The organism is Methanosarcina sp. DH2, assembly GCF_020804225.1.
Lineage (GTDB): Archaea > Halobacteriota > Methanosarcinia > Methanosarcinales > Methanosarcinaceae > Methanosarcina.
The window spans coordinates 1-18,023 of sequence record NZ_WJBI01000029.1 but is presented as its reverse complement, the minus strand read 5'-3'; the positions used below and the strand labels follow the sequence as shown (position 1 = coordinate 18,023).

The window sequence follows — 18,023 nt, the reverse complement described above, 5'->3', positions numbered from 1 at the left end:
GGGATATATTTCTTTTAGAACTAACAAGTGATTATTAAGATCAAATTCAGAAATACTTATTCTACACTTTCTATATAATGTAGATTTAATATTTAGAAGTTTGTTATAGACGAAACGAGTACTACCGAAGTGTTTTTCCATAAGAACTTTTTGTTCTTTGTTAGGGTAAATCCTGTATCGGTTTCCTCGTTTCATTAGCATTATATATGTTTTGAAACTATGTTAAGATTAACAGATTTACTATCTGTAGAATGTCAGGAAGTTGACGGCTTCCATCCCCCACCTGTTCGATCCGGTAAACCGGATCTCCTGAGGAGGGGGTCTTCTCGCCTTAAGAGATAAATCCGTAATCGCAACCTGTAATATGCTAGTCAGGCAGGTGAAGGATGGAAGGGAAGAATGGGAGAGTTACGACCCCTCTTCCTTAAATTAGAGTGCGTTTTTGGGTAAAGAATAGTCTTTTACATTAAAACCGCGCTGCCCAAGATATTCAAGTGTCCATCCGGTAACAACAACCTGCGCGTTATGCATAGCCTGGATGTTTGCACAGCCGCAAAGAAACATTGCAGCTCTGAACTCGTCAAGCATACGGGATAGAACACTGACAACTGATTCTTTTCCTTCAAGAGAGGGACCCACAAAAGGCAGGGCTGCACTTGCCACACTGGCTCCGATAGCAATGGATTTTGCAATATCAAGCCCGGTCCTTATTCCACCTGTTGCAATAAGAGGGAGAGAAACCCTTGACTCAATTAAGCTGGCAACAGTAGGGATTCCGAAGTCCCAGAAAAGTTCCCCGAGGCGTTCGGAGACCGAATCCCGGCTTTCTTTTGCCCTGTAGACCTCGACTCCTGCCCAGCTTGTACCGCCCACACCCCCAACATCAATTGCAGAGACCCCGGCTTTTTGAAGAAGAAGAGCATCTTCCCTGGAGATGCCTGCCCCTGTTTCTTTCACAATCACGGGTGTTTTGACCGCAGAACAGATTTCAGAGATCATACCCAGGCAGCCGGTAGCATCCCTGTCCCCTTCGGGCTGGATGGCTTCCTGTAAGAAATTCAGATGGATGGCAAGGGCATCGGCACCAATCATTTCAATGAGTTTTTCTACCCCTTCAACCCCGTACTGGCGGATCTGGGCAGCACCGACATTTCCGTAAACAAAGGCATCCGGAGCCTCATCCCTGACAATCCTGAAAGAGTCTTCCTGAGTAGGGTCATCAATAGCAGCCCTCTGGCTGCCGACCCCGATTCCTACCCCCAGTTCTTCGGCTGCAGCTGCAAGTGCAGCATTGACAGGGATAGTATCAGGGTGCCCTCCTGTAATAGATGCAATTAAAAATGGAGCTTGCATTCTTTTCCCAAGAAAGTCCACAGAAAGGTCGAGCTCGTCCATGTTTAATTCAGGAAGCGCCCTGTGGATTAGGGTCACATCACCAAAACCCGCACTGACCCTTCTGGCTTCAACCGGGCTTTCAGCGCAGAGCTTGAGATGTTCTATCTTTCGCCTTGAGGTAGTATTGATCATGCTTCATACCCTTTATCCGGACTGATCCTGGTCCCTATGGATTCCCCATTCAAGAACCTGTAAATGTTATCCGCTTTTCCTGCATTGAATATATGTGAAGTGATACTAGAATTTTTGCTAAGTTCCAGAAGTTCCAGAACCTTCCCGAGCATTCCACCTGTAACGTCGGTACTTCCGGAGCCTCCGATAAAGTGCCGAAATTCCTCAAAGTTTTCAGGAGTAATTTCAGGTATCGGCTTTCCGTCCTTATCGAGCACTCCATCCTCAGCAGAGCCCAGCCCGAGTCTGGTGATCCCGAGTTCCTTTGCCAGATAGGGAACGATCTGGTCTCCCGAGAGGATACAGGTCCCGAGTTCGATATCCATAGCAACGTCTCCGTGCAGTACAGGGACAAGACCTTTTTCGAGCATGAGCTTTATGCTGTCAAGGTACATGCTCTCTATCCTCCCGTTTCTGCAAACAGTACATCCCATAGGATGCACAGCAATAGCCCGGACTCCAAAACTGTTCAGGGCATCCACTACCTTTGAGGCAAGTTTCTTTACGGATTCATGGGTTACAATCGCCCCTTCAGGATCAAATGTCCTGTCAAGCCCGTATTTTTTAGCGTAGATATGCCCGAAAGAACCGGCTCCATGTACAATAATCATTTTTCCCCTGAAGCCCGAAACTTCCCGCGCAATCCTGAGAAGGTCAGCCTCTTTTACAATCCCTTCATATGCGCCTTTGTCAGTAATGGCGCTGCCTCCGAGTTTAAGGATAACAGGTTCGGTAGAAGTATTCATCGTATCACTTGACGCCTTATTAAATAACTTTCAATCGGTCTAAGGAATTATTTTACGAAGATATTAACCATTAATGGTTGTTAATCAGGAATGATAGCTAGTTAATGGTGGGTAGTGGGTAATTATTGATGAGTGGTTGTTGGTGAGTAATTATTGGTGAGTAATTATTGGTGAGTAATTATTTTGGTGAGTAGTTATTGGTGAGTAGTTATTAGCAATGAATAGTCATCATCAAAGACTCCATCAGGTTTTCAGGCTCACTTTTTTGAAAAAATCCGTAGAAATTCAGGAACCTTTTGACCGTTTAGAGTACAGGGATTCCATTTGCAGGAAAGCAAACTTTCCGAAATCCTTTAAGGTTCAGTCAATTTTCAACCCCTGTTCCGTGGGTTTTGTAACTGTAACCTTGCCCCCTGCACTTGCAATGGCTTCAGCTACCTGAGTGCATTTTTGCGGCGCTGTGAGTGCAACCATACAGCCGCCACCTCCGGCTCCTGTAATCTTTGCCCCGAAAGCTCCTGCTGCCCTTGCGGAATAGATCAGCTGTGAAAGCTCAAGGATATTTACTCCGAGTGCATCAAGCAGACCCTGGTTTACGTTCATAAGCCTGCCAATCGAAGAATAATCTCCAGAGAGCACAAGGGTTTCCCCAATTCTGGAGATTTTGCCAATAGAAGCCATGAGGGGGTCAATCAGTTCAGGATAGCACTGACGAAGCTGCCTGACATTTGCTACAAGATCTTTTGTAGAAGAAAAAACTCCGGTATCCCCTATTACAATTCCACAGTCAGGAGTCTTCAATTTTCTCCGCTCCGGGATAGTGACAACACCTCCGAAAGTAGAAACATATGTATCCGTAGGGCTTGCTGCGCCCTGTACCTTTATTTCAATATCGTGCCCCAGTTTTGCAATCTCTTCAAGGGAGAAACCGCATCCAAAAAGTTCGTTGAGAGCGCCTATGCTTGCAATCGTTACCGCAGCGGAAGACCCGAGCCCTGAGCCCACAGGGATATCGGAATCGACAGTCAAAAAGACGCCACTCAGGGGGACAAATTCCCTCATTTTCTCTATAACCGCAGAAACATAGGGATGTTTTTCAAAATCAAGCCCTGTCCTGCCAATCTGCGATTGGATAACTGTGGAGTCGTTTAACTCCACCCGCACCCGGGTCCTCAACTCTACTGCACATGCTATTGCAGTTTCTCCATAAACAACCGCGTGCTCTCCGAAAAGATAGATTTTCCCGGGCGCAGAACATGAAACCATATTATTCCTCAAAAGTTTTCCAATTTTTGTTGAATTTGAGCATGTAAAGTAATGAACTTTACCCTCGGAAGGATGGTTATGAATAAAAGTAAAAATAGTATAAAAAAACCTATCCTTGCATGAACTCTATCCCGGATGTTTTCTGAACAATCATAAAGAAATTTACTTCATTTTTCCGTAAACGTACTTTACTTTTCCGTAAATTTGCTTTACTTTTCCGTAGACGTATTTTACTTTTCCGTACAACGCACTTTATTTTTACGTAAATTTACTTTACTTTCCGGAAACTTATTTGTTGCTTCACAATATGTTATTCTACAATAATTGCAGCGTATCCGACAACAGCACTCACATCTCCGGAAACATCCCCACTATTTGCGTATTTGAGCAGAGTGGCTCTGGATCCTCCGAGTTTTTGAGAAGCCGAAAGCATTGCAGCAATGGGACCGTATCCGCAAACTGAAGCATTTCTTTGATAGAGCCGACCGTACATGTCTGAAATATTGAAGTTCAGAATAGCATCTATGACTTCGGAATCTATTTCCTGTGCGTGTTCTGCAGTTTCATAGTGAGTAAAATCACTGGATGCTATGATTACCGCACGTTTTCCACTTTCGGAAATAAGGTTAGCAACAAGGTTTCCCACATCAACTGCAGTTTCTTCATCCTGCATACCCATGCATATAGGAAGAATTTTAAAACCCTGTCCGAAGCGGTACTGAAGGAAAGGAAGCTGGACTTCAATAGAGTGCTCGTATTTATGCCCGAGTTCGTCTGCATCAACGATGCTCCCGAGAAATCCGTCGGCAAGTTCAAGATCAACATCAATATTTCCCAGGGGAGTTTTCCATGTTTCCCTGGATACTGATACTGGCGAACCATAGCCTGTATGGTTGGGACCGAAAAGGACATAGGTATCGGCTTCAGGGAGGGTTGCATAAGCTTGTGCAGCCACTTTCCCGGAATAGATATACCCGGCATGCGGGCAAACAGCCCCCCGGACTTCTCGTTCCCTGATCTCCAGGCCTTCGAAACATCGTTTAAGTTCTTTCTCCAGATTTTCACAACGCAGGGGATAGAACTGCCCTGCAACTGCTGGCTGTCTCATTTCCAATCACCCATAATATAAGATATGGGCAATTTTTATAAACCCTTGCAGTATGCAGGACGGATATTTCGAAATCAGAGGGGAGTTTCGAAATCGGGCAACTCGTAATTGAAGGGGGTATCATTGAGTCTGGATACTTCCCTTGCAAGCAGCCAGTAAACAAGAGAAAGGGCTTTCCTACCCTTGTTGTTGGTTGGGATTACGAGGTCCACATTTGAGGTAAGGTTGTTAGTGTCACAAAGTGCTACAACAGGCACTCCAATGCTTGAAGCTTCCTTAAGAACCTGGGCATCTCCAGCCGGATCAGTTACAATTATAACATCCGGTTCGAAGAAACCGTGTATCTGCGGGTTTGTAAGGGAACCAGGAATAAACCTTCCGAGCATTGCCCTTGTGCCGAGAGCCCTTGAGAACATTCTTGCAGGGTGCTGCCCGTACTGCCTGGAAGATACTACAAGAATTCTGGCAGGATCATAGTGAGATAACAGTTTTGATGAAACTCTGATCCTTTCGTCTGTTGACTGGATATCAAGTACGTATAACCCGTCAGTTCTGACTCTGTATACGAAACGCATCATATCCTGAGTCTTCTGCTGGGTCCCGATGTGAACACCTGCTGCCAGGTATTCGTCTATGGACACAAGGGATGTGGATCCCTCTTTGGGAGAAGCTGCTTCTTCCTCCGATTCTACAGGTACAGATTCGGTCTTTACTGCGGCTTCCTTTTCAGGTGCAGGTTTTGCTTCAGCCACGATATTTTCTTCAGGCAAAGGCTGTGCTCCGGTTTCCTCCTGCCCTGTCTGCTCAATTTCCTCCATAAAGTCACCTCATAAAATATAGAATCAACAATAAAACGCATTCAGCATCTGAAATGTATCCCATTACGTTTTCAGCTTTTCTTACGTTTGACCGTTATAGGAATAACTCCGGCCTTCAACTCTTCAATGGCTACACCCAGGGGGTCCAGCCGCCCGTCATCTTCAACCAGGACAGGAGCCCCCATTGCTATCTGCAATGCTCTTGCACCTATAATTCGTGCACGCTCGAACCGGGTATACTTTTCCTTGACCAACAGATCACCCTGAAACTTAAAAACGCTCCGATGAATTCCGATAATCGAGAAGCATGATAAATTTGATATGTTTAGTACATACACCTGACAACCAGTACCCTTGAAAAAGGGAAATGGGACCGCTGAGATTCGAACTCAGGTTCCGGCGTCCCGAACGCCGAAGGATGGACCAAGCTACCCTACGGTCCCTTACTGGTACGGTGAGAGCACGTCAACAAGTTCGACATGACTGAGGAACATTCTGCGGCAGCAGTAACGGGTGATCCCGAGATCATCCAGTACTGCAGCAGAGTCTTCGCCGTCATTGACGCGTCTTTTGTACTCATCCCAATAGTTAGAGATTACTTTTCCACATGAGAAACATCGGACTGGGATCATAACTGTCCTTACCTGTAAGATTTCTGATATTTTGCCCTTGCTCCAGGCCCACCAAAGTTTTTGGATTCTTTCTGCCTGGAATCGCTTACAAGTAAACTGCGGTCGTAGGTTGCAAAGTTGTCTCTGATGGCTGTGTCATTTGTCCATTCCACAATACCACGGGCAACTGCAGTCCTTACTGCGTTAGCCTGTCCAACGATTCCGCCGCCCCGAACATCAACATTGATGTCGAGCCCGGAAACAATATCGTTTCCTGCAATCATCAGAGGCTCGGAGATTTTCATCATTGCAAGCTCAGGAGTATAGAGCTCGAGCGGAATTTTGTTGATCCTGACCTTACCGGTACCTTTCATGACTGTTGCGCGTGCAGTTGCAGTCTTGTGCTTTCCAGATGAATTAATTACTTTGACCATGAGGACTCACCCATTAGAACTTTGAACCCATTTTCTGGCTCACTTCACCAAGCTCCATGTACTTGTTGGAACTCAGAAGCCTCTTGTCGGCATCTGTGATAGTGATTGTTTCAGCGCCCTTAAGTTCGTAGGGGACACCTACATAGACTTTGAGCCTGGACATTGCGTCCCTACCTCTTGCTCTTTTATAAGGCAGCATGCCACGAATAGTCCTCTTCAGGATGCGTTCCGGACGCTTCGGGAAGTAAGGCCCGAATTCCGTTGCACCCCTTTCCCGGGTCTCCCGGTACTCTCTAAGGGTGGCTGCCTTTGAGCCAGAAATGATGGCTTTTTCGGCATTTATAATATAAACCTTTTCGTCTCCTGAAAGCAACTGTTTTGCAACTGAACTTGCAAGACGCCCCAGAATAAGCCCTTTTGCATCGATAACCGTCATCTTGTCACCTCAGCGGAAAATCCGGATACCGGACCCTTTTGGATTTGCTTCCATGATCTCTTCGAGACTCAGACACTTGCCGCCAGCTTCAGTGATTCTTTCAACTGCGGATTCGCTGAATGTTACAGCCGCAACAGTAACAGGATGATCAAGGAGACCTGCACCCAGTACTTTTCCGGGGATAAGCAGGACATCATCTTCAGCAGTATGCCTGTTGATCTTGCTTATATTCACAGCCGCATAGTTTCTGGACGGCGCCTCAAGACGTTTCGCAATATCCTTCCAGATGGGGGCAGAATCTACATTTGCCCTATCTTTCAGGGTAAGAATCAGGGAAACGATTCTTGGATTCGTTTTTCTTGTTAGTTTTACCAGTGATTTTTTACCCAATGTATGTTCCTCCGCAAGATTGTTATGGAAATCTCACTCACGCGGAAAAAAATTCCCTATCGCGTTCGAACATCGCCATAGCTGCCTTAGCTCAGTAGCCCGGGGCAGCAAATTAAAGATCAAGCGATTAGTCGGATTGGTATGATGTGAATAACATTTCTAGTACATAAAGATTATGTGCGTCGATAGTTCCTAAAATGTTTATTCATTCTCGATTAACTTGTACATCTCAGAGTGTTACATGAATCAAAATTGCACTGGCACATCTGATTATAGGGGCGGCATACGGCATACCGGATAAAGCTGACTTTTGAAACCAATTTGAGAAAGCCGAGAATGTATTAAAGGGAAGAGGAATCCTGTTTTTATAATTTAAGAAATAATAATAATAATAATAATACTCGGGGAACTATCAATATTCGGGAAATTATCAATATCAAGTCGAGTTAGTATCCGATCTGTGAGCAGGCGCCAAACGAATATTAGATTTCTTTGGAAATGCCAAAATGGAAGCTGAAGGTTAGTGGGGGCACAAAGCAAAGGAGGTCGCGCGATACCCGGGCTGCTCGTCCTGGAGTGTAGCAATCACTTTTAGGGGCCCAATGACATAGGCTCGTTGGCTGCAAACGCTTCTGAATGCAGATATCAAAAATTCGTATTGATACGCACAATAATCACATTTTTGTGGATTGATGGATACTGGGCTTGGCCCAAAAAAATGAAACAATCAAACTGAACTTGGTGGTGTTATCATGCCTGAGACAGTTATTCAATATCTTCTAAACCGATTAAAACAGCTGGGCATCAGGGATATTTTCGGCGTGCCAGGAGACTATGCATTTCCTATCAATAATGCCATTTGTGATGATAATGAGCTGCGCTGGATCGGCTGTTGCAATGAGTTGAACGCCTCTTATGCTGCAGATGGTTATGCTCGTATCAATGGCATGTCAGCGCTGTCTACTACCTTTGGGGTAGGTGAGCTATCCGCGCTATCCGGCATCGCAGGCTCTTACGGGGAACACAATCTGGTATTCCACATTGTAGGAATGCCGGATATGCCGGTTCAGGAGAGACATGCCATAGTACATCATACGCTTGGAAACGGAGAGTTCGACCCATTCATGACAATGGCTACACCAGTCGTATGTGCGAAAACAATGCTTACCCCGGAAAACTGCATTCACGAGGTCGAGCGTGTTATCGCGGCAGCCCTGGAGTATCGCCGTCCTGTGTACATCGCCATACCTCACAACTATGTGCATGAAAATATCTCACCCTCCCCGGCGCCAGTAAACGCGCCCGTCAAAAGCGATCCTGAGGTACTGGAAGAGGTGATCTCGACAATTATAAACAAGTTATCTAATGCAAAGAAAGCCTGTATTATGCCAGGTATCTTTGTTGACCGTTTTGGACTCAAGGACTTGACCACTGCCGTTGTTAATGCTTCGGGCTTACCTTATGTGACCATGGCGATGGATAAGTCAGTGCTCGACGAGACTAACCCCTCCTACCTGGGATTATATATCGGACAGCTTGCAAATCCTGAAATTCGGGAATTCGTGGAATCCTGCGACTGCATACTTGCCATAGGCACTATCCTGTTTGATGTTAATATGGGTTTGTTCACGGCAAAGCTTGACAAATCCCGGATCATCAATATCACACCTTCTGATGTCCATATAGGGTATGCCGATTACACCAATCTAAAAATGTTCGATGTACTGGAGGAACTCGCTAAAAGACTTCATAAGCGTACTGATGTAAAGGGACTTGTGGCTAAATCTCCCACATCGCCAGAGGTAGGCGCTGGCAACCCGATAACGGCTGATTATTTATACGCGAGCTACGCGAAATTTTTTAAGCCCGACGATATCATCTTAGTGGATTCAGGCACATCCTTTTACGGCTTACTGCCAATATTCTTACCTGAAGGAGCCAGGTTCCATAACCAGACACTATGGGGTGCGATAGGCTGGGCTACTCCGGCTTCCTTTGGTGCCGCACTGGCTGCCCCGGACCGGCGCGTAATTCTTATAACGGGAGAAGGGGCGCACCAGATGACCGCTCAGGAGGTCACCCAGTTTCACCGCTATGGCCTAAAACCTATTATTTTCGTGCTGAACAATCAAGGCTACCTGATAGAAAGAATGCTATCCAAGAAGTTAGATTATCATTACAACGACCTGGTACAATGGCAATATCATAAATTACCGGAGGTACTTGGCTGTAATGGCTGGATAATGAGGAAGGCCATCACCTGCGGCGACCTGGATAAGATTATGACAGAAGTGAATAATACTAAAACAGGCGCATATGTAGAGATAGTTTCTCCAGAGTTATCGGCGCCCCCGATTATGGAGGCGATTCATAACAATTTGTGAAACCTGTCAAACAAAGTGTCCTGCGGAAAGTGTCCTGCGGACATACTTTTATCTAAACCGCTTCGGAAAGGGTTATAAAAGCCGGATATAATCCGGATCATCACTTGTGGTCCCATTCATCACTTGCGGTCTCATAAAGATGCGTCACATCCGATTCAACCTCAAACGCAACTATTATTTCCATCCCACTTGAAAAGCTGCGTAATTCCGTTAATAAGAGAAGCCAAGCACAGCCCTGGAAACCTTCCCAAATACCCCTTCTATATTGCATCCGAACTTCTTTGCCACAATAAGTGCCACTATCCGGATGTCCACAAGATAAGAAAGCCGGTCCTGCATGGAATTGACTTCGGAAACAAGCCTCTGCCTGTTCATTCCCGTATCCGCGGAAACGAAGTCAAGGATCTGTTCAAAGGATATTTCTTCCTTGTGGCGACCTGTGTTCCCTGATTTTCCGGGTTTCTCTTTGAATTCGAGAAAATCCTCTGGCGGCTTATAAGCGTGGGGAAGCCGGACACTTTCAACATCAAAACCAAGCACAAGTGCGCCATCTTTCAGGGAAAGTACGCCTGCTTCAAGGGCGCGGCCCTTTACCTCAGAAGCAATCTTCGGGGAAAACCATTTCAGGTCAAAGGCAAGGGAAAACTCAAAGTCCTTTTCCGGAAGAGAAGCTGTAAGATTTTTCTTAAAAGGAGCTGAAACAACACGTTTAAGTTCTTCCATTCACAAACCTCGAAAAATAACTGCAATGGGAAAGACAGTATAGCATATAATCCATACAGGCGTGAAGCTTCCTTCATGGGTGTAGTTTCACATTTCAAGAAATTCCTGGAAAAAGTAAATATCTCCGGCACAGAATCAGATTAAGCTGTACCGAAGTGAAATATTTTTGAAATATCTTTTACTGCAATTTACTGGAAATGAATTCAGAGGGTAACAAGCTTTGCATTGATGATTCCGGGAACTTGCCTTACCTCTTCAAGGATTGCATCAGAGACGTCGGTATCCACATTAAGAATCATCATGGTCACACCTCCGACTTCTGACCTTCCGACCTGCATGCCTGAAATGTTTATATTGTTTTTACCAAGAACCATGCAACAGGGCCCGATAACGTTCGGTTTGTTAATGTGCTTGGCAAAGATCATACGGCCTGCAGGGAAGATATCTACCCAATCATCATCAACGGAAACAATCTTGGGCTCGTCTCCAACAACAGTTCCGGCAACCAGCTTGGCCATTTCTCCGCTGGTTAGCCTGATACTGACAGTTGAAGAATACTCTTCTGCGGATTCGGACTTGCTTTCCACTACTGCGATCTTTCTGGACTTCGCAAGGATAGGAGCATTGACGTAATTTACTCCGGAGCCGACAGCCATCTCAAGCAGCCCTTTGAGAGCAGAGACAGTAAGAGGCCTTGTATCTTTCCCGGAAATTTCCCCGTTGTAAGCGATCTCTACCTTTTCGTAGTTGCCGTCTACAAGCTGACCTGCAATTTTGCCCATGATTTCAGAGAGCCTGATGTAAGGGGCAAGGACTGCCATAGCTTCGGGCTTTACGGATGGGATATTGATTGCGTTCTTTGCAAGCCCGCCAGTAAGGACCGAAACAACTTCTTTGGCAATATCGATTGCAACATTAACCTGAGCTTCCTGCGTGGAGGCACCGAGGTGAGGAGTTACGATAACATTGTCAAAGTTAAGAAGAGGGCTGCCAAAAGGAGGCTCTTCAACAAAAACGTCCAGAGCTGCCCCCCCTACCTTACCGCTTTCAAGGGCTCTTATCAGGGCTTCTTCACTGATAATGCCGCCGCGTGCGCAGTTAAGAATCTTGACTCCAGGTTTCATGAGGGCAAACTGCTCATCATCAAGGATATTTCTGGTCTCCTTGATAAGAGGGGTGTGCACTGTGATGTAGTCGGCCTCTTTTGCTATTTCGTTAACCGTCGCCAGCTTGACTCCGAGTTCCATAGCCCGTTTTTCGGAGATGAAAGGGTCATAGCCCATAAGGTTCATTTCAAGCCCTGAGGCTCTCTTTGCGACTTCAGACCCTATTCTTCCAAGTCCTATAACTCCCAGGATCTTGCCTTTGACCTCGATACCCATGAACTTGTTGCGTTTCCATTCCCTGGCTTTCAGGGAAGCGTTGGCCTGAGGGATATTCCTGGACATCGACATCATCATGGCAATTGTGTGCTCAGCTGCCGAAATCATATTTCCTTCAGGAGCGTTGGTCACAATGATTCCTTTCTTTGTGGCTGCATCCACATCGACATTGTCGACCCCGACCCCTGCCCTTCCAATTATTTTCAGGTTGTCGGCAGCCTCGATAACTCTCTGAGTAACCTGGGTGCCACTGCGTATTACAAGGGCATCGTATGCCCCGATCTTTTCCACCAGCTCATCTTCTGAGAGGCCGGTGCAAACGTCAACATTAAAATGTTCTTTTAAAATCTCCAAACCTTCATTGGAGAGTGAGTCGCTGACCAATACTTTCATGTCAATTTCTCCAGATAAATACGATAAACGTGAGATGCTAAATTTTAACAAAGAATACCAATCAACTTAATCACACTTAAGCGTTATCACATGTTTTTAGAGGCGAATTCCCCCATTTTTGATCGTTAAAGCCCATTCCGCACGTTAACCTACAAACCTTATAATCCCGATCCTGGGCTCGTAACACTGCCCTCCTGCGAGGAGAGAACGGACGACTTCTTCTACTACCTCTTCAGGAATACCTCTTGAGACTGCAGCATCTACAAAAGCAGCGTAATCAATTCCTTTACCTCCACTCATTTCCCTGAGCAGTTCAAGTACGAATTCCTTCTGGTCAGCTTTGGCACCTGTAGTATCTTCGGCTTCAAAGTTAAGAGTTCTGAGCCCTTGCCTGATAGAGGCCCGGAGCTGTTTTGCAAATACTTGAGGAACGCGTTCCTTCTCAATGGCAATAGAAATTCCTTCGGCAAGCTCTTCGGAAACCCCCCTCTCAAGCAGGTATTCCCTGAGTGTTTCTCCACGGTATCCGCTTGCCAGGGCATCCGAAAAAGCCTCGAGCCTGTCGACGGCCTGTTCTGCAGTATCCACAACCCATCTGTTGCGGATTTCTTCATCTACAACGTTTGCTTCTTCCGCCCGGACAGAGATAAAAATCGAGCCTGGTTCGGGTTCGTAAATTCTAGCCTTTCCGGTAAGGGCTATGAAAGCAGGGACCTGGACCGTTGAAAAGAAAATAGAAGCATCAGGCTGGAATTGTCCTGCGTATACAGTAAAGGCTCCCGTAGGGTCAACTATCCGGGCTTTCCACATTTCATTTTGCGTACCTATGCTGTCGAGTTCGGTAAGCACGCCAACTATAAAGACACGGTTGAGAATAAGCCCCAGAGGGCTGATAAGAAGATTTGGGGATTTCGAATCAGCTGCTTCGGATGCAGACCTTGTGGATTTCTCAAGCTCTCTGCAGGCTTCAAATTCCTTTGCAAAAACCCTTTTTGCAACTTCCCTTTTAAGCAAGATTTATTCCTCCTCCAGAGACCTCTGAGACGTAATCCTCGTCATCCGGCCCGAGCCTGTGCAACAGCTCGACAACTCTAACAGCAAGGTCATCTTCAGGCACCCAGGCACTTTCTGCAACAAAAGAAACCCCATATTCTCCTTTTGAAGAGTTCCCGCGTACTGCCAGGTAACGGCCGGTAAGGATCCTTCTCAGATCTTCATAGACCGCATCTTTAGAAATATCAGAAAACATGAGCTGTTCGGCTTCCTCAAGAGTTTTCCCATATATAGTCTCTGCAAGTCCCCTTGGAAACATGACTGACATTGCCCCTGTCCCGTCATCCAGTACGGCCTTAATCCGCATGTCTCTTACTCCTTCCACCTTGCCGTGCACCCTGCAGTTAGCTTTCTGAACCACACGGCTGCACTCCGGACAGCGGGAAATAATTCCTGAACCCGGCCTGACAGAAACGACATTGCCTGCGGCAGCTATATCGAACATGCTGTCTCTTGAGGCTATTTCTTCAATTTTCATGGGGGCAGGGTCTTTTGCTACGGACTCGAAAGTGAAAACAAGCTTTTCAGCTTCTTCAGGCCCCACTGAAGAGACTTTAGTACTGCTGAGGATATTGATCGAAGGCATTCCTCTGAACATGCGGACCTGAGCCCCTTCGATCCTGATTATGCTTCCTATATCAATACCCGGAAGTTCTACCCAGGCAGTGAAGGGCAATCTGGCAGTCTCATCTCCAAGCACACCGGAAATCACTTTTGACTGTTTGCCCCTGATCAGGACTTCCCTGTGAGAGAGTTGAAGTATGCAGGCTACGGCGCCTATGGAGAAATCTGCAGCACCTACATCAATCAGTTTCTTTGCAGGGCTCTGGGAAAGCTCGGAAAGCTGGGGGAGTGAAGAGTCCGAAACTTTAGATACCAGAGATTGTTCCCCTATGGAAAGCCTGATCCTGTTCTGCCAGAGGCGAGTATAGGCATTTCTGATATTGATTACATCCCCAACTGAGCCTGGCAGTTCTTTCCAGGAAGAAAATACGACTGAACCCGTTTCGTCTGCAAGAACCCCGGTATACAGTTTTGAAGGTCCCTCCTTAACTCCCTCCTGAGGGCGGATTGCCTTTTCCCCGATATCCAGGATTCTGCCTGTTATTTCAAAATTCTTAAGGGCAGCTGAAAGGTCTTTTACCTTCAGAATTTTTCTTTTTCCACCAAACTTACGGAGTATGCTCTCCTTCGCAACCTCCGGCGGGACACGAAAAGCAAGAAGTTTATCGAATTCTGCACGGATGCCAGTCTTTTCAATATCTCCAAGCGCCCTGGTTAGCTCTTCAAGATGGGGCGCAATTTTTTCATCCATTTTAAGCCTCCATTCGAGACAATAATAAAACAATTCAAATATAAGGGTTTTAGGTTTACTTTACGACTGCAGTAATTTACAACTGCGGGCATTTATAGATAGTCAGAGTTCAGGACTTTATATTTCCGGTACCTGACAGAGACAAATACTCGATTCATCATAGCAATAAGATCTTAGAAAATCATTAAAGGTTAGATTAAACAAATTTCGTCCCAGTTAATCTTTTCTTTGATCTTAATTTATTATTTAATCTTTTAAACATCACTTTTAAAGGACAATTGTTCAGAAATTGTGATCCCAAAGATATATCTCTTCAGGACAAAATCCTTTCCCTGACAAAATATTGAAAGAATTATCTTTGAAAAAATAAACAAGATTCATGCCAGAAAAACAGATAAGATCTGTTCCTTAAAAGCAGATAAAATCCGAAAAAGAGGAATTAACGGCTTCTAAAAAGATAGAACTGAATAAAAAACAAGAAAGAAATGTAAGAGTAAAAGGGGAACTAAATATGGAAAGTATAAAAGAAAGGGATTTACGGGTATTAAAAATAGCAACAGTTACACTTATGCTGGCAGTCATATTCACATGCTCTGCAGGTTCTGCAGCAAATCTACAGGTGAACCCTTCAGTAGACGGAGGCTATACCACAATACAGGCTGCAGTAGACGCCGCAAATGCCGGAGATACTATTTTTGTAAGCCAGGGAACTTATGTTGAAAACCTCAAAATAGACAGAGAGATGAGAATCTGGTCTGACTCGAGAAACCCTGAGAATACGATTGTAAAGGCAGCCGACCCTGCCGAAAGTACCGTTGAAATAACTGCTGCCCGGGTAACCTTCAGCGGATTTGGGGTTGAAGATTCGGATAAAGCAGGGATTTTGCTGACAGGAGCTAATTACTGTTATATCAACAATAACCGGGCCAGAAACACAGAGAACGGGATTCTTCTGCAGGATGCGGGAAGTAATAACATAAACGGCAACATTATAACCCTGAATGAAATAGGGATAAGGCTCGAAGGCTCTGATTCAAACACGATCCAGGACAATCTCATTGCTTATAATTACGGACCCGGGATCTCACTTGAAGAAAGCAGCAGGAACATTATCTTTAACAATTACTTCAAGAATGCCGAAAATGTAGAAGACAACGCCGTAAACGCGGACAACACCTGGCAGAGCACTCTCACAACTAAAAGCAACCTCGTCCGCGGTCCCTTTATAGGCGGGAATTTCTGGGCAGACCTTGAAGGCACAGGTTACAGCGAAACCTGCGTGGATGAAAACAGTAATGGGATATGTGATTCCGCATACTCCGTAACCGGAGGCGGGTCCGATAACTCCCCGCTTTTCCCGAGAGTTCCGGGTGCAATTACAGCCTTCGATAACAAATTAGATGCCGAAGCTTATGAACAGGGCATGGCAGCCAGAGAAGAGACAGGAAATGAGACTGAAACCCCTCTGGAAGAAGCAACAGAAGAAGCAACAGAACCCACTGAAGAAGAAGAAACTCCCGAAACTGAGCCTGAAGAAGAAAACGGAGCCCCAGCACCAAGTCTCGGATTTACGGTTCTTGCAGCAGGAGCGGCTTACTTACTGAAGAGGAGAAAGTGAAGAGAAGAGAAAAATAAGGAGTAAAAAGCTCTTAAATATTAAAAAGGGATAAGAAGAACGGCCAGTTAGAGCCGTTCTTTTTACTCGTGAACTTATTTTACTATATTTGGTTTTTTTAATATTGAATGTATTCCATCGCGCTTTTTGAATTAGTTGCTAATAGAGCCATATCCATAGCCCTGCGCTACCCAATTTTCAACATTGTGATCAGACGGTCCCAGTATGTTTGAGCCTGAGCCTACCTCAACGTAAGGGGATACGTTCCACATAACGTTATCATGAACGCTAATTGACCCCTTTGCATTCCAGTTACCAATGCCTGCACTGCTGCTTGATCCTTTGTAATCATGCATAATGTTGTGATGGACTTTCACATTTGTCAGTGTATTTTGCAGCTGAACACAGCACCAGCCAGAGCCTGCGCTGCCTGTGAAGGTGTTATGGTCAACCTCAATATTTGCACAATTGTCTACCCTGACACCCGTGTTGGTCTGAACCTCAACATAACAGTTGTACATTCTGGAGTCTTTAGTGCCGGACAAAAATGACACGCCATCATGTCCTGAGGACTGCATTCTGCAGTTATAGACCTCTATTCCGGAACTTTTACTGATTCTGACACCGTCACCATACAGATAGCGAGTTAGTAATATATCGTGTACTTTACTATTGGTAACGGATGTGAATTTTATGCAGTTTCGATATGCTCCGTGACCTCCATCTTTAGGCCCGGTTGCTGTACTTTGGAATTGAAGATGAGATACTTCAACGTTAGAAACACCTGACCCGAATATATATGCAGGTGATCCCTCGGAGTTGCAGACTGAACCGGTAGCATAGATTATTGTATCGTCACCTGCACCTTTCAGTACTACATTGGATTTCAAAATTATAGGTGCACTTATCTCATAAGTGCCAGCAGTAAGGAGAACAACTCCCGGGTTGCTTGATGTTGCTCCTGAAGCTACGGAATTTATTGCATTGTTAATTACAGTCTGGGCATCTGATCCAGATGTTGGACTTACGGTTATTGTATTTTGTGCGCCTAATGCCGCGGGTACGGTTGTTAAAATGAGGCATGCTGCTAGGAATAGGGTTCCTATCTGTCTTTTTAGCATCGTATCACCTTTGGGTTGGATTGGAACTTGAGTAGACTCAAAAAATCATAGAGTTAGAGTCTATTTTTCCCAAAAGCATACACAGCTGTTAAACTAAGACATGTGGTCAGGAATAGGGTTTCCTGTTTGACTTTTAGCATCGTATCACCTTTGGGTTGGATTCAGAATTTTGGGTAAACTCAAAAACTATAGAATAGTTGTATATCTCTCCAAAAGTTGATACGGTTGTCATAATAAGACATGCTGTCAGGGATAGGGTTCCTAAATTCGTTTTAAGCATCGTATCGCCTCTGGATTGGATTTAGAATTTGAGTAAACTCAAAAGCTCCAGGAAAATCGTAAATCTTCCAGGATATTCTCAAAATTCCATATTACGTCGTACTCGTAATGTTTTTTCCGAACTATCTAACTTGACTTTGTCACATTTCCTTTTCGTGTCTACCATGAAGTATAATTTTTCCCATATAAATTTGAGATGGTGAAACAAATAACAAGAGACTTTATCAAGTCAAACACTATCTCTGTAGAAAAATACATTTCTGAAACGAATCTTGAATTCTATTTTCAAACTAAAACTCGTTGTATGGTTTCAACCTGTATTGATTACCTTAATGGTTTGATGCTTCTTCCATATAGGAAAAATATGAGAAAAATGGCAATTT

General features: G+C 45.0%; 19 protein-coding genes and 1 tRNA gene. 3 read left to right on the top strand and 17 right to left on the bottom strand.

Going from position 1 to position 18,023, the window contains the following annotated elements; all coding sequences use genetic code 11:
• From FXV91_RS19485 to FXV91_RS19430, 12 genes are all read right to left on the bottom strand, one after another.
• Nucleotides 1-195 (bottom strand): helix-turn-helix domain-containing protein (locus tag FXV91_RS19485; RefSeq protein ID WP_255680726.1); only part of this gene is annotated, 195 nt, incomplete at its 3' end.
• Nucleotides 196-429: 234 nt separating this feature from the next.
• Nucleotides 430-1,527 carry a type 2 isopentenyl-diphosphate Delta-isomerase gene (fni, locus tag FXV91_RS19480; protein ID WP_229392454.1) on the bottom strand — a complete coding sequence of 366 codons (1,098 nt, stop codon included), beginning with the start codon at nucleotides 1,525-1,527 and terminating at the stop codon, nucleotides 430-432.
• Nucleotides 1,524-2,312 carry an isopentenyl phosphate kinase gene (locus FXV91_RS19475; protein WP_229392453.1) on the bottom strand — a complete coding sequence of 263 codons (789 nt, stop codon included), beginning with the start codon at nucleotides 2,310-2,312 and terminating at the stop codon, nucleotides 1,524-1,526. The genes fni and FXV91_RS19475 overlap by 4 nt, the downstream gene beginning before the upstream one ends.
• Nucleotides 2,313-2,672: 360 nt before the next feature.
• Entirely contained in the window at nucleotides 2,673-3,578 is a 906-nt protein-coding gene (locus tag FXV91_RS19470; RefSeq protein ID WP_229392452.1) for a mevalonate kinase, read from the bottom strand.
• A 310-nt stretch (nucleotides 3,579-3,888) separates the two neighbouring features.
• Nucleotides 3,889-4,692: an MEMO1 family protein gene (locus tag FXV91_RS19465; RefSeq protein WP_229392451.1), complete on the bottom strand. Its 804-nt coding sequence runs from the start codon at nucleotides 4,690-4,692 to the stop codon at nucleotides 3,889-3,891.
• A gap of 68 nt (nucleotides 4,693-4,760) precedes the next feature.
• A complete protein-coding gene (gene rpsB, locus FXV91_RS19460) occupies nucleotides 4,761-5,504 on the bottom strand; it encodes a 30S ribosomal protein S2 (protein WP_229392450.1) in 744 nt (247 codons plus the stop codon).
• 71 nt (nucleotides 5,505-5,575) lie between these two features.
• Nucleotides 5,576-5,758 carry a DNA-directed RNA polymerase subunit K gene (locus FXV91_RS19455; protein ID WP_229392449.1) on the bottom strand — a complete coding sequence of 61 codons (183 nt, stop codon included), beginning with the start codon at nucleotides 5,756-5,758 and terminating at the stop codon, nucleotides 5,576-5,578.
• Between the two features lie 114 nt (nucleotides 5,759-5,872).
• Nucleotides 5,873-5,947: transfer RNA gene (locus FXV91_RS19450), tRNA-Pro, on the bottom strand.
• Entirely contained in the window at nucleotides 5,948-6,136 is a 189-nt protein-coding gene (locus tag FXV91_RS19445) for a DNA-directed RNA polymerase subunit N (protein ID WP_048142146.1), read from the bottom strand.
• Nucleotides 6,137-6,144: 8 nt separating this feature from the next.
• Nucleotides 6,145-6,549 carry a 30S ribosomal protein S9 gene (locus FXV91_RS19440; protein WP_229392448.1) on the bottom strand — a complete coding sequence of 135 codons (405 nt, stop codon included), beginning with the start codon at nucleotides 6,547-6,549 and terminating at the stop codon, nucleotides 6,145-6,147.
• Nucleotides 6,550-6,562: 13 nt separating this feature from the next.
• Nucleotides 6,563-6,985 carry a 50S ribosomal protein L13 gene (locus FXV91_RS19435; protein WP_229392447.1) on the bottom strand — a complete coding sequence of 141 codons (423 nt, stop codon included), beginning with the start codon at nucleotides 6,983-6,985 and terminating at the stop codon, nucleotides 6,563-6,565.
• 9 nt (nucleotides 6,986-6,994) lie between these two features.
• Nucleotides 6,995-7,375, bottom strand: coding sequence for a 50S ribosomal protein L18e (locus FXV91_RS19430; RefSeq protein WP_229392446.1), 381 nt, complete (start codon nucleotides 7,373-7,375; stop codon nucleotides 6,995-6,997).
• Between the two features lie 752 nt (nucleotides 7,376-8,127).
• Here FXV91_RS19430 and FXV91_RS19425 point away from each other — a divergent pair.
• Nucleotides 8,128-9,759: an alpha-keto acid decarboxylase family protein gene (locus tag FXV91_RS19425; RefSeq protein WP_229392445.1), complete on the top strand. Its 1,632-nt coding sequence runs from the start codon at nucleotides 8,128-8,130 to the stop codon at nucleotides 9,757-9,759.
• A gap of 210 nt (nucleotides 9,760-9,969) precedes the next feature.
• On the opposite strand, the gene FXV91_RS19420 is transcribed toward FXV91_RS19425, so the two are convergent.
• The 4 genes from FXV91_RS19420 to FXV91_RS19405 all read right to left on the bottom strand — a co-directional run bounded on the left by FXV91_RS19420 (nucleotide 9,970) and on the right by FXV91_RS19405 (nucleotide 14,625).
• Entirely contained in the window at nucleotides 9,970-10,482 is a 513-nt protein-coding gene (locus FXV91_RS19420) for a DUF2240 family protein (protein ID WP_229392444.1), read from the bottom strand.
• Between the two features lie 203 nt (nucleotides 10,483-10,685).
• Nucleotides 10,686-12,257: a phosphoglycerate dehydrogenase gene (serA, locus tag FXV91_RS19415; protein ID WP_229392443.1), complete on the bottom strand. Its 1,572-nt coding sequence runs from the start codon at nucleotides 12,255-12,257 to the stop codon at nucleotides 10,686-10,688.
• 144 nt (nucleotides 12,258-12,401) lie between these two features.
• Complete coding sequence (locus tag FXV91_RS19410; RefSeq protein ID WP_229392442.1) at nucleotides 12,402-13,271, bottom strand: RPA family protein; 870 nt, start codon at nucleotides 13,269-13,271, stop codon at nucleotides 12,402-12,404.
• Nucleotides 13,264-14,625, bottom strand: coding sequence for a Single-stranded DNA binding protein (locus FXV91_RS19405; RefSeq protein ID WP_229392441.1), 1,362 nt, complete (start codon nucleotides 14,623-14,625; stop codon nucleotides 13,264-13,266). Before FXV91_RS19405 ends, FXV91_RS19410 begins: the two co-directional genes overlap by 8 nt.
• Nucleotides 14,626-15,136: 511 nt before the next feature.
• Here FXV91_RS19405 and FXV91_RS19400 point away from each other — a divergent pair.
• Nucleotides 15,137-16,243, top strand: coding sequence for a NosD domain-containing protein (locus tag FXV91_RS19400; RefSeq protein ID WP_229392440.1), 1,107 nt, complete (start codon nucleotides 15,137-15,139; stop codon nucleotides 16,241-16,243).
• Between the two features lie 149 nt (nucleotides 16,244-16,392).
• On the opposite strand, the gene FXV91_RS19395 is transcribed toward FXV91_RS19400, so the two are convergent.
• Nucleotides 16,393-17,361, bottom strand: a complete 969-nt coding sequence (locus tag FXV91_RS19395) for a right-handed parallel beta-helix repeat-containing protein (protein ID WP_229392439.1) — start codon at nucleotides 17,359-17,361, stop codon at nucleotides 16,393-16,395.
• A 475-nt stretch (nucleotides 17,362-17,836) separates the two neighbouring features.
• On the opposite strand from FXV91_RS19395, the gene FXV91_RS19390 reads away from it, so the two are divergent.
• On the top strand, nucleotides 17,837-18,023 hold a 187-nt coding region (locus tag FXV91_RS19390; protein WP_229392438.1), incomplete at its 3' end, for a hypothetical protein.